Origin of the sequence: Sphingomonas sp. TREG-RG-20F-R18-01 (genome assembly GCF_022662475.1) — a bacterium.
Lineage (GTDB): Bacteria > Pseudomonadota > Alphaproteobacteria > Sphingomonadales > Sphingomonadaceae > Sphingomonas.
Genome location: NZ_JAKNQQ010000009.1, coordinates 63241 through 75592 on the forward strand (window position 1 = coordinate 63241; position 12352 = coordinate 75592).

The window sequence follows — 12352 nt, forward strand, 5'->3', positions numbered from 1 at the left end:
GACATCTACGCGGTGAAATCGCGTGTCCTATGGTGGCCCTGCATGGTCGCCGAAGGCACCGGCGGGGAGCGTCCAGCGATCCGTCAGGATCGAGAGACGCCAGACCGGATCATCGGCTTGCGCCAATTCGTCGGGATGCAGCGTCGCAGCCGGGAACGCCGTGCCGCGATCAGCGAGCTGCGTGACGGTGAGCGTGCGATGGATGGTCTTGCCGCTTGCGGCTTCGCGAGCCGCGACCCGTCGGAAGGCGGCAGGGAAGACGAGCCGGAGCGTCGCCCATTGGTCGGGCGAGCCGAAGATGCAGGCTCGGCAGGACAAGCGGCCCCAACCCAGGACGTAGGCCGGGTGGGGACGGATGCGCGCTTGCGCGATCGCGTCCCAGATCAGGCGCTCGGTCCAGTCATGGACCGGGCGCCAATGATCGACCGCACGCGCGAGGGTCGAGGTGCGATGCGGCTCGAGCGTCGCATAGCGCGCACGCGAGGGACTTTCCTCGGCGCGCTCGCCGGTGATGACGAGCGTGCGGCCGTCGAGGAAGCGTGGCTGATTCCGGATCGCGGCCGCGAGGACGTCGATCTTCAGCGCGGGGCTGCACCAGCGCACCCGAAGATCAGGAGACGTCTGGGGAAAGAGCCCGCGCGTGCCGACAGGGCCGTTGCCCCCGGCACGGCCGATGCCGGTCGGCGTCTCGAACAGGATGGGCGCGGTCGGCGCGTCGTCGCGCGCCAGCTCGCGCGCGAAGCCGCCTTCGCGCCACGAGACGTAGAGCGCGATCCCGAAATGGTCGGCAATCGCCCGCACGTATCCTGGCGTACACGGCCAATCCATGAACGTCGGGCCGTGGCCATCGACATCATGGTGATGCAGCTCGATCGCGTGTGCCGGCACGCCGAGACTGAGGAGGTGGAGCAGGGCAGCAAGGCTGTCCTTGCCGCCGCTGAACGCCACGACGAAGCGCCGGTAGGCGCCGAGGTCGGGGAGGGCGGCCGGAGCGGTCATGCCGCTTCACGGATCTGTTCCGCGGGTTCGGCCGAGGCATCGAGCCCTGTCGCGCGGAGCAGATAGCCGGCTGCGGCTTCGGCCTTCGCCGCGGCGGTCATGATCGCGCGGCTGTCCTTGCGCAGAACCTTCAACCACGAGCCGATATAGGCGGCGTGATCGTCCATGTGGGAGGTGGGCAGTCCGAGATCGGCACCGAGCAGCGCGGAGGTCATCTCGGCGCAAAGCTCCTCGAACGCGTAGGCGTCGTCGCCGAAACGCTTGCCGAATTCGCGATTGAGCCTGTCCGGGTGACCGGAAGCGTGGCCTGCCTCGTGGGTAAGCGTTGCCGCGAAGTAGGCCCGTGTCGAGAATAGTTCGACGGGCGGCATAGTGATGCGATCGGCGATACGATCATAGTAGGCGCGATCGCCGCGCTGTTCGACCTTCACCGGCAGCGCATCGATAAAGCGCTGCGCGCGCTCGGGCAGCGTATCGGCGGGGGGCACGATGCTGACCGGGCTCGGGTAGAAGTCGGGAGATAGGCCGTCGATCTGGTCGCAGTTAAATACGGCATAGGACCGCAGCACGCGGCGCATCTCGTCGGTCGTATCGCCGGTGACGACGGATTCGACCGTCTTGCTGTAGGATTTGTAGAAGATGGCGATCTGCGAGCGCTCACCCTCGCGGACCTGGCCGCCAAGGGCCTGCGACTGCTTGTATGTCATCCACGTCCGGGAGTTATAGCCGGCGCTCTCGGCGCACAGCCACAGCCAGAAGCAGTTGATGCCCCGATAGGGGTCGCCGGTCGCACGCAGCGGACGGCCGCCAAGGCCGGGGCGCCACGGCTTGACCCAGGGACGCACCCCGGACTCGAGCTTGTCGATGATGGTGTTGGTGATGATGTCGGCAGGCGAGGGCTTGTCGGGGGCCTGTGCCATGACACGTTCTCCTGATTGGGGTGGGGCGAACCCGCGGATGCGTCCTCCCCTCTTCGGGGAAGGGTGCCGGGTCACAAAAAAGAGGGGCGACACTCCACATGGAATGCCGCCCCCAGGTGCCTCGAAATGTGCGAGCCGGCGTCAGGCCGCTTGGCTCAAATCCTTCTCGTCATCGTCATGGGTCGCTGCATCGTCATCAGCGTCGAGGTTGTCGTCCTCGTCCTCGTCCGAATCTTTGCCGGTCTCGTCGTCGGTGAAGCTCGAGCGCATCGGGGTGCTAGCCGGCTTCTCGATGCCGTCGAAGCGCATGGCTTCCGGCAACCAGGCGGTCGCCTTCTCCCGGATCTCGGCCTCGACGATGCCCTGTCCGTTGCACAGCGAGGCACAGGTGCCGGCGAGATCGCCTTTCTTGGCGTCCTTGTAGCGGCCGCGCAGGATCGGGCCTCCGATTTCCTCGAGCGCGTCGAGCATGACGGTCTTCTTGACCCGGCCGAAGAAGTTCTCAGCCGTCGGGCGCCACCAATTTTCGACCTGGATGTCGAGAAGACGACCGAGATGGTCGTGGAAGCCGTTGCTGCGATAGCCCTCGGCGACGTTGAGCGTCGGTTCGAAGGTACGTGCTATCGAGTATGCAACCCAAGAGCCGCGGGCCTCGTCGTCGAGCGCGCGGAAGGCGTCGAAGCGTGCGGTCATGGTCGGCAGACCCGCCCAACTCGTGTCGAGCTTCTGGCGCTGGTCGTAGATCGTCTGCGACGCCATCGATCCCTCGTCGCGGAAGGCGAAGATCGGGAAGCCCGCGGCGCTCGACTTCAGGGTCGAGTGGTTCGGGATGTGGGCCTGCTCGAAGACCACGTTCTGCGCCATCAGGAAGATGGTCAGGTCGAGGGCCATCGTCGGGTCGCTGGCAACGTGCGCGACGAGGATCTGGCGACGCTGGGTCGCCAGTTCGTCGATCAGCGTGGCGCTGAGCTTCGCACCCTGCTCGCCGTCGCCGGCATCGCTGTCCCCGGCTGCGCCACTCGATTCCTTGGGCGGCGCGTTCGGGTCCACGACCGGCTTTTCGCTGAACAGGCGGGTGTGGACGCGGGGTTGGCCGTCGCCCCCGATATAGACGAACGTCCCGATCTGGCTTTTAAGCGCCGGATCGATCTCGTGACGAGCGTCTTCGATGGTTTCAAGCTCGCGCTCGATCGCCTCGATACGGGCGTTCGCCGCCTCGGCCTCGGTGCTGCCGTCGGGCAGTTCCTGCTCAAGCTCGTCGATCAGCGCGTCGTTTTCGGCCGACAGAAGCTCGACACGCGCGGTCTCGTCCTCGGTGAGGGCGCGGGCGGGTGCGTGATACTCGTGAAGCTGGCGCTCAAGGTCGTAGGGGACGTGCGTCGCCGCGATCGGCGTGACGAACGCGAGGCCCTGGTCTCGCGCCAGTTCGGCCGCTGCGGCTTCGAGCTTCGAGGCGGCAAGCGTCTCGATCAGGTCGACGTCGATCCAGTTCTCATCGCCTTCCGTGGCAAACAGGTCGCCCTCGATGCGACCGCCAGCGGCGACATAGGCTTCGCGCCCAACGAAGCGGGCCTTGGCGTCGTTCGCCTTGACGGTGCCGTTGAGGATGGCGCGACGGATGTTGTCGGGGTTGTCGCCATAGTAGGACGTCTTCATCTGAGCGAACACGCGCGACTGGCGGTCGACGTCGGTGGTGACGGCGTAAGCCTGCGCAACGCCGAGCGTGATCTCGCCGGCTGCGAGCGCCTCGAACACGGGAGGGGCCAGCTCGGCAAGGCGCACGCGCTGCTCGACAAAGCGGGTGGTCACGCCCTGACGCTTGGCGACATCCTCGGCGGTCATGCCCTTCTGGATCAGGAAGTTGAACGCGGTGCATTCATCGGCCGGATTCATCGGCACGCGCTGGAAGTTCTCGGCGAGGCTTGCCTCGATCGCGTTGTCGTCGTCGCTCAGCACGAGAACCGGGACGGTGTAGTCAGCGGGGAGGGTGCCCTGCTGGATCAGGAGCTGGAGCGCGCGCAAGCGGCGACCGCCCGCCTTCACGGTGAACGTACCCGCCTTCTTGAGCGGGGTGACGACGAGGTTCTGCAACAGCCCCTGGGCTGCGATGTTCGCGGCGAGGGTGTCGATCCCTGCGTCACGGTTGGATTTGCGCACATTGTCCTTCGAGAGCGAGAGGTTCTTGACCTTCACGGACTGGATCATGGGTCGTCTCCGTCTGAGATAAACGCGCCGCGCCAGGCGGTCGCGCAAGCCTGCTCATCAAGCTCACAAAGCCGAAGGCTCCCTCTCCTCCCTTTGATGATTGGGAAGAGAGCCTTGTGTCGGTTCAGGCGGTGATGCGGTGGATCACGATCGCGGCAGTCGCGACGGGAATAAACATCCGCGTCTTGTGCTGGATGATCTCGGTGAAGCATCCGGCCGCCTTCAGCTCGGCCAACCGCGTGTGGGGCCAGTCGAGCAGTTCGAGCCGCTGCTGTCCGGCGACCAGGCTGCGCTTCAGCCGGTACGCACCAAGCGCGGTGATCTCCCCGCTGCCCATGACGTGCTTGGCGGTCTCGGCTCCCGACACCGTGATGGTGGCGGCGATGCCGAAGGCGTCCGCGAGCTTGGTCACCAGCGGGGCGGGGACGATGCGGCCGAGAAAGGACTGGCCGTCATCGGTGTTGAGACGCCAGACCTGGACGTGATCGTCGGGCAGGCGGTCCCAGACCGGGAGAAGCAGGCCGGTGACGAGGTAGAGCGTGTTGGTGCGGGTCTTGCCCGACATCTCCTCGACCTCGGCCTGCCACAGCGCGCAAAACTCCGCCTCGCTCGCATCTTCCCACATCGTTTCGAGAAGAAGATCCTGCCGCATCCGTTCGGTGCGCGTCGGGCGGACCAGCTCGTAGCGGCGCACGATCTCGCCATCGTCGTCGGTGAGCGAGTAGGTGCTGCACCGGATCGCGGCCTTGCCCGACTTGCGGTTGACGATCGGGCGAGCGTCGTCGCCGAGGATCCGCAAAGCGCGATCAAGCGCGAGCGGCTTGTAGCGTTCCTCGGTTTCCAACCGGAGGATCTCGGTCTCGGCGCCGCTGGTCTGGTCGCGCCGGATGACGGTGCGATCGAGGATCGTGATGCGCTCGGCGTTGATGCTCTCGACGCCAAGATCGAGCGTGCCGGCCTCCTTGGCCGCCTCGATCCGCGCCTCGATCAGCCCGAGATATTCGTCGAAGATCGCGTTCTGCATGGCGATGCGCAGCGCGAGGATGCGATTGAGCCAGCGCTGGATCGGGGGCATCTCCTCCTTGAGCCCGCCACCTTCGCCCTCCAGCTCGAGGCCGGTCAGCTTCTGGAACTCGTCGAGCGTGGTCGAGCGCAGCTTGCCGTTGGCGAGCAGGCGGAACCACTGTTCGAGTGACTCCTTGGCATAGTCGCTTTCGAGATTGTCGCGCGGGTCGAACAGGCCCTGACCACCCGTCTGACGCTGGCCGCGGGTGAGCGCGCCCAGGCTGTCGAGCCGGCGTGCGATCGTCGAGATGAAGCGACGTTCGCCCCGGCAGTCGGTCGACACCGGCCGGAACAGCGGTGCGGTCGCCTGATGCGTGCGGTGCGTGCGGCCGAGCCCTTGGATGGCGGCGTCAGCGCGCCAGCCCGGCTCGAGGAGGTAATGGTTGCGGCGCGACTGGTTTTCGCACGTGAGGCTCGCATGATAGCTGCGGCCGGTGCCGCCAGCGTCGGAGAAGATCAGGATCTTCTTCTGCCCACGCATGAAGGCGTCGGTCTCTGCCAAGTTGGTGCGGGGTGAGCGGCTTTCGACGCGCTGGCGGCCGTGCGCGTCCATGATGACGCGCCGGCTGCGCCCCGTCACCTCGGCGACCGCGTCGGTGCCGAAATGCCCGATGATATGGTCGAGCGCCGATCCAACGATCGGCAGCGCGCAGAGCTGCTCCAGCAGGGTGTCGCGCATCTCCAGCGCCTCCTGGCTGAACACGGGGCGGCCGTCTTCGTCCGACATCGGTTCGGAGCGGGTCTTGCCGGTCTCGTCGACAAAGGTCTTCATCTGCCGAACCGGGAAGGCGGCCGTGAGATAGGACATGAGGAACTCGCGCGGCGACAGTTCGATGTCGAGGTTCGCCCGCTCTTCCACGGTCAGCGCAGCCAATGCCCGGTTGAGCATCGCCTCGGACGTCGAGACGAGCTGGATGACGACGCTCTCGCCGCGGGCGAGATCGGCGCGGATCGCGGGAACGAGCGAGGGCAGCTTCATGCCGATCAGGAGTTGGCAGAAGAAGCGCTGCTTGGTGGATTCGAAAATCGACAGCGCGGCCGCCTTGGCGCCGCTGTTATAGGTGTCGTTCGAGAAGCTGTCCGTCACGCGGGTCGCGTCCAGCGCCGCGCGCAGATTGCTGTGGATGATCGCCCACGCATCGGCATAGGCGTCATAGACCTCGATCTGGTCGATGGTCAGCTTGTGTTCGAGGATGTCGTACTCGACACCGGCAAAGCTCAACGCGCGCGAGACGTAGAGACCCTGCATTTTCAGGTCGCGCGCGATCAGCTCCAGCGCCGCGATCCCGCCACGGCGCAGGGAGTCGACGAAGGTCCGGCGATCGGCGAACGCCGTGCCCGGGCCCCAGAGGCCAAGCCGTGTTGCATAGGCCAGATTGTTTACGTCGGACGCGCCGGTCGCGGACACGTAGAGGACGCGCGCGCGCGGCAGGAGGTTCTGGAGGCGGACGCCGGCGATGCCCTGGTCGGATCCGTCCTTGGTGCCGAAGCGGCCTTCGCCGCCTGCAACACCCGCCATCTCGTGCGCCTCATCGAACACGATCATGCCGTCATAGTCGTCGCCGACCCATTCGAGGATCTGCTGGAGCCGGGTGCCCTTGTCGCCGCGGTTGGAGCGCAGTGTGGCATAGGTCAGGAACAGCACGCCTTCGGCTGCCCGGATCTGGGTACCGAGTTTCCACTGGTTGAGGTGCTGGATGTCGAGCGCGAGACCGCCAACTGCGGTCCAGTCCCGACGCGCATCTTCGAGCAACGTCTCGGTCTTGGATACCCAGATGTGCTTGCGGCGTCCGCGCAGCCACTGGTCGAGGATGATCGCGGCGACCTGGCGGCCCTTGCCGGCGCCGGTGCCGTCACCAAGGAAGAAACCGGTGCGATATGGGCGGCCATCCTCAGATGGTGCGATCGAGAGCCCCTCCTCGGCGGGTTTGAACAGACCGGGGATGTCGCGCTCGAAAGCGTCGCCGGCATAGATCAGCGTCTCGAGCTGTGCGTCGGAGAGCGTCTTCGCGTCGACGACGGCTTGCGGCAGGTTGGGAAGGTAGGTCGGCCGCGGCGCGGTGATCGAGCCCATGGCGATTGATTCCACCAGAGCGGTCGGGTGCGCCGATGCGCAGCCGATCGCGATGCGGCTGGGCCGATAGGGCAGGTACACACCGACAGACTCGCCGGTCGGAAGTGGCTCGGCGAACACGGTGTAATCGATCGGGGTCGCGGTCTGCGACTGCGCGGCTTTTGCGGGTGGTGCGCTCAGGCGCGGTTTGCTCGCCAAGCCGCCAAGAAGCGAGTTGCGCCCGCTCGGGCGGACGAGCAGCGAGGCGGTGCGCGGGACAAGCGCGGACACAGGCGGAGCGGCCTTTGCGGCGATCGCCGCGAGCGCATCGGCGAGCGTCGCGCAGCGGATCAGCTCGGCAGGCGTACCGGTCCCCTTTTCCAGCACCATGATCTTCACAGGTTGGCTGGTGCCGTGCTTCGCATAGGCGTTCGCGGGCAGTTCGAGATGCAACGTCAGCGTGCAGCCTTCGGTCGCCTTGGCCCAGGCGCGGCTCGACGTGTTGATGCGATCGGGCAGGATGGCGGCGCAGCGGCCTCCGGTGGCGAGGCGCATCAAGGCGGCGCGAAGATGCCGGAACGCTGCCAGCGGGTCGGCGTGCCGACCGATGCTGCGGGAAAAGGGCGGGTTGATGAGGACGGCCGTTGGCCGGATGGTTGGTTCGAGCAGATCGTGCATCAGCTCGCCATCGTGGCGCGTGACGGCGACGCCTGGGAAGGCGGAGCCAAGCATCTCGGCGCGGGCCGGATCGATCTCATTGAGGACCAGGCGCGCACCGACGCGATGTGCGAACACCGCGAGCAGGCCGGTGCCGGCCGAGGGTTCGAGAACCAGATCCGTGGCGGCGATCCTGCCGGCAAGCGCAGCGAGGTAGGCGATCGGCGCCGGTGTCGAGAATTGCTGAAGCTCGATCTGTTCTTCGCTGCGGACGGTATGCGTCGGCAGGCTGGCGACCAGCTCGGTCAGCGCGGCAAGGCAATCGCCCAGAGTGGTTGGCAGGTCGGCCTTAGCCAGGTGCATGACCTCGGCGAGTTCGAGCATGTCGTAAGCGTCGCGGAGCGACCAGCGACCGTCGGCCGAGGATCCGCCATAGGCTTGCTCCATGACCCACAGCAGCGTGCCGCGCTGGAGCGATCCGTTCCTGGCAATGGTGTCGGCGACCGCCTTGGCGGCGGTGATCGACGGTTCGGTGAAATCGGGTTCGAGAGCTGCGGCTGAAGTGCGCATCGAGGGCCTCCGGTTTTATCGCCCGGTGCTCATCACCGGATCAACAAGCCGAAGGCTCCCTCTCCTCTCAATCCGGGTTCTTGGGGCGCGGCTTCGGATCGAACACTTCGGTCGGACCGAAGCTCTCGCCGGATCTTGGAATGACAAGCCCGACGCCCTTGCCGAGGGCGGTCGGGGCTTGGGCTATGATGTGATATTCCTCGGGATGGCGACGGAAATGAAGCCACTGCGCGAAGCGTCCAGCTGTGGTGCCGCGATCGTGAGCGACCGCCGCCTCCAGCGCGGCGATCGCGTTGGAGGCGTTGTCCAAAGCACCGTCCAAGCCGCTCATCGACATCCCATTAAGGTACATGGGGAAGAACTGAATCTCCCTCAGCACGGCCAAAATCCGTTCCCAAACCTTGCGCGACGGGCGCCGGGTATCGGGGACAAGCGCGTTCTCGATCGCGCGGTTAGCGCGACCAATGATCGAAATGACGTCGTGCGCGCGGTGTGGTTGCGAAGAGAAATCGCCGGGAGACGGCGAGGCGTTCATAGGGTTTCTACTCCTTGAGCCGGGGCGCAGCCGCATCGATACCGCACGAAAGGTGCGCTCTCCAGGCGTCGTTCCAGTCGTCGTGATGCTCGGGCACGCGGTTGACCAGCTCGCGCCCATTGGCGGTAAGATAGTCGCGAGCCTTGGCGAGCAGTCGATCGGCTGCTCGTCCGCGATCGCCATAGACGATGATGCGGCGCACCTTCTCCGGGATGGCGACGAAGGCGAGGCGCTCGACGCCGCCCAAGGCCCAGGTCGGGGTACCGAACCATCTCATCGCGGACAGCGCGTCCTCGATGCCTTCGGCGAAGCCCAGTTCGTCCGTCGCCGGCGCGAGCCGGATTGCCGCGGTGCCGAGAAGACCCAGCGAGACCTTAGGCTTGGGCATCGGCTTGTGCAGCACGTTGTCGGGATCGAGGAACGTGCGTTGCACCGCGACCACGCCCAGATCGTTTTCGACAGCCGCGATCATGGCGGGCATCGTGCACTTGGACGGGCCGGATCCGTGGATGGTCGCCGCATTGAAACGCAGCGACTTGGGGAAGGGGCAGGAGAGGCCGCGCGCGCGGAGGTACTCCTCGGCGAGAGTGCCGGCGATTGGCTGACTGGCTTTCCAGAGCCGGAGCGCGAGCGCGCCCATGTCGCGCTTGGGTTTGGCTTCGGGCATGGACACGGCCGCGCGATCGTGGAGCTTGCGGCGCTGCAGGGCCTTGAGGACTTCGATCGTCGTGCAACCGGCAAAGCAGTGGAACAGGATCGCTGTGTCCCCCAGGCGGACAGACAGGCTCGGAGAGCCGTCGTCATGCGCTGGACAACGGCATTCGCCGCGCGTGCCGCGCCAGATTCCGCCGAGTTTCTCGACGATATCTTTGGCGCGGATCTCAGCGTCGAGCGGGAGACGTGCCATGTCGATCGTCCTGTGGGTTTGATGGATTTCGGTCATGGGTGCCTCCGGGAAACTTGAACCGAAGAGCAACCGGCATCCTCCCCTCTGAGGCGGCGATCGCGGCCCGCGTCCGCGTCGTTGCGGAGGGGTCTAGCTGTAGCGACCCGAGAAGAGGTCGCCGATCGCACGCTTGCGAAAGGCGTTCCACCAGCGCCGGCGACGATGCTCGGCCGCGTCGTGGATCATGTGGCAGCGCTGACAGAGTGCGGCGAGGTTGCGCCAGCGCGGACCGGAATAGGTCGGATCGTGGTTGAGGTGCGCGGTCGCGAGATAGACAGGCTTGCGCGTCATCCCGATCGCTTCGAGCGGGACATAGCCGGGCTGGCGGCGAAGCTGGCGGCCGCGGCCGTCGCGCCAGGCGTGGATCTCGGTATCCCACCAGACGCCATCGGTGCCCAGCAGCAGTGTGGCGCGGCGTCCGTGCGGGCGCTGGCAATGCTCGCAGCGCCCGCCAGCGCGCGTGAAGCGCACGATCCGGCTGATCTGCGGCCAGTCGATCGGGTAGAGCCAGCGATGTTCCGGACGGATCGGCATGGCACCGATTCTGAATCATGCGGCGCGAGAACGAAAGGAGAAAATCGATGTCCAGCGCCGAACTTGTCCTCTTTCTGTGATCGATCATGCGCCGCCCCGCGTCGCACTGGTGGACGTGCCGGCGTTCTCTCGTTGGAGCGGCCGAAGCCGCTCCGCGATATCGGCCGTGGTGAGCTTGCCAGCGGGAAGGCGGATCGTGCGATAGCCGGCAGAAGCGGTCATCGCGTCACGCTGACGATCGCGGGCGGCGTCGTGGCTGCGATCGTCCAGCTCGACGAGGGCGAGGATCGCGCCGGACGCGCGGTCCTCGATCACGAAGTCGACGATCTTCGAGGAAAACTTGTAGCGGGTACGTGTCGCCTCGTTGCGACCGAAGCCGCCCTTGGACTGCAAGAGCGCGCCCGTCGAGACTTGCACATGCACACGAGCATGGGGAAGGACGCTCTCGATGATGCCGCGGACGGCGCGCTCGCGCTCAGTGAGCAACGCCTTGGCGCGGACGCGCGGCGTTCGCGGGATTGCCTTGGCGATTGCGGCCAGGACGATGACGACAACCAGTGCTGCAAGGAACAGTTCGGGTCGCGTATAGTGCGTCATGATGCGGTTGGACTTGGCGCGAGCGCCGGGAGGGAGGGCGCTGTGCGCGCCCTCCCGGCTAGGCGAGGATCGTCACCCGGGAGGGCCGAGACCGCTTGCGGGCTCGGTCGAGGCGCAGCGCCGATAGAGCCGTGCCGAAGGCCGCCCCCGCGTCCCATCAGCTATCTGAGTCCTCGGTATCAGCCTTGGTCAGCACCGAAAATGTATCTGCGATCAGCTCGGTCCGGTAGGTCGTGTCGTTCGCTTCGCCATGCTGGCTTTCACGCACCCGGCCGGTGATATGGACGAGATCGCCTTTGGCGGCGTTGTCGACTTGGGAAGCGACATTCGAGAAACACACCACGCTGTTCCAATGCGTATCCGTCTTCCACTCCTCGCCGTCACGCCGATTATAATTTGCGGCAACGCTGACGTACTTCACCTTCTCACGCGAGGTGATCTTGCCGATCCGACCGATAATTCGAAATTCTGCGATATTCTGGGGCATCATACTCTCCTTGGCTGAAGTGAATTGCTGAAAGCGCCCGGTTGATAAGCGCTATTCGCGCTCCTGCTCGGGATGTCGGAAATGGTATTTCGCGATGTTCTCGGGCGTCGCGTAAAGCTGGTACGCTCGCGTCCAGTCGTGACTGATGTCGCGCTGCGCGGTTTGGAGCGGCACCTGATGGGTGCAGACGAGCCGCCACAGGACATAGGTGAGGACGTTCTTGTCGCCGGCGTTGGCTTGGCCCTCGCGGGGCTGAAGCCACAGGTCGTGCATGTCGAGCGGCGCCCCTCCGATCGAGACCGGGATAAGATGGTCCAGTTCGTAATCGGCCATGCTCACGCCGGGATGCTGCGCATCCATCATGCGGCGTTTTAACGGCCCGGTGATCGAATAGGCGGGTCGCGCCGCCCGGGCGTAGCCCGGGCGGCAGATCGTCTTGTCGATGTTGGCCTGGGTGATAGCCGGGTCGACCGCCCCCGGCGTTTCCGGCGGGGGGAGAAGGGCTGAGCGACTGGTGTTGAGCAGCGGGGAGTGGATCACCTTGGAAATGCCGGCGACGGCATCACATACGGATCCGTCGTTTGTCGCAGTACAGCCAAACGCATTGGAACGGGCAGCGGCGTGGTCGAAGGAGGGGCGGTGCCAAAGGACAACCGCGGCGAGGATCGCGGCGCCCCCCAGGATTGCGCGCGCTCTCATCGGAGGGTCGCTGTTCTGGGCGGCACAAAGCACGGCCCGTCTTCAGGTGGTACGAACGGGTCCGGGTTTATGGATCGGGCGAACA

10 protein-coding genes are annotated in these 12352 nt (G+C 65.9%); all 10 read right to left on the reverse strand.

Annotated features, from left to right (window positions below; all coding sequences use genetic code 11):
- Positions 1-27: 27 nt before the first annotated feature.
- The 10 genes from L8K25_RS18645 to L8K25_RS18690 all read right to left on the reverse strand — a co-directional run bounded on the left by L8K25_RS18645 (position 28) and on the right by L8K25_RS18690 (position 12267).
- On the reverse strand, positions 28-999 hold the full coding sequence (locus L8K25_RS18645; RefSeq protein WP_242140499.1) for a phosphoadenosine phosphosulfate reductase family protein: 972 nt from the start codon (positions 997-999) through the stop codon (positions 28-30).
- A complete protein-coding gene (locus tag L8K25_RS18650) occupies positions 996-1919 on the reverse strand; it encodes a zincin-like metallopeptidase domain-containing protein (protein WP_242140500.1) in 924 nt (307 codons plus the stop codon). The genes L8K25_RS18645 and L8K25_RS18650 overlap by 4 nt, the downstream gene beginning before the upstream one ends.
- 141 nt (positions 1920-2060) lie before the next feature.
- Positions 2061-4124 carry a ParB/RepB/Spo0J family partition protein gene (locus L8K25_RS18655; RefSeq protein ID WP_242140501.1) on the reverse strand — a complete coding sequence of 688 codons (2064 nt, stop codon included), beginning with the start codon at positions 4122-4124 and terminating at the stop codon, positions 2061-2063.
- Between the two features lie 124 nt (positions 4125-4248).
- Positions 4249-8469, reverse strand: a complete 4221-nt coding sequence (locus L8K25_RS18660) for a strawberry notch-like NTP hydrolase domain-containing protein (RefSeq protein ID WP_242140502.1) — start codon at positions 8467-8469, stop codon at positions 4249-4251.
- Between the two features lie 67 nt (positions 8470-8536).
- Positions 8537-9004, reverse strand: a complete 468-nt coding sequence (locus tag L8K25_RS18665; RefSeq protein WP_242140503.1) for a hypothetical protein — start codon at positions 9002-9004, stop codon at positions 8537-8539.
- 7 nt (positions 9005-9011) lie between these two features.
- Positions 9012-9947 carry a toprim domain-containing protein gene (locus L8K25_RS18670; RefSeq protein WP_242140504.1) on the reverse strand — a complete coding sequence of 312 codons (936 nt, stop codon included), beginning with the start codon at positions 9945-9947 and terminating at the stop codon, positions 9012-9014.
- A gap of 93 nt (positions 9948-10040) precedes the next feature.
- Positions 10041-10484 carry a hypothetical protein gene (locus tag L8K25_RS18675; protein ID WP_242140505.1) on the reverse strand — a complete coding sequence of 148 codons (444 nt, stop codon included), beginning with the start codon at positions 10482-10484 and terminating at the stop codon, positions 10041-10043.
- Between the two features lie 84 nt (positions 10485-10568).
- Positions 10569-11081 (reverse strand): DUF2726 domain-containing protein, encoded by a 513-nt coding sequence (locus L8K25_RS18680; RefSeq protein WP_242140506.1) that lies wholly within the window; start codon positions 11079-11081, stop codon positions 10569-10571.
- A gap of 157 nt (positions 11082-11238) precedes the next feature.
- The gene (locus L8K25_RS18685; protein ID WP_167397754.1) at positions 11239-11568 is read right to left on the reverse strand and encodes a single-stranded DNA-binding protein; all 330 of its coding nucleotides are present in this window, start codon (positions 11566-11568) and stop codon (positions 11239-11241) included.
- A 51-nt stretch (positions 11569-11619) separates the two neighbouring features.
- On the reverse strand, positions 11620-12267 hold the full coding sequence (locus L8K25_RS18690; RefSeq protein WP_242140507.1) for a hypothetical protein: 648 nt from the start codon (positions 12265-12267) through the stop codon (positions 11620-11622).
- Between the last annotated feature and the right edge of the window lie 85 nt (positions 12268-12352).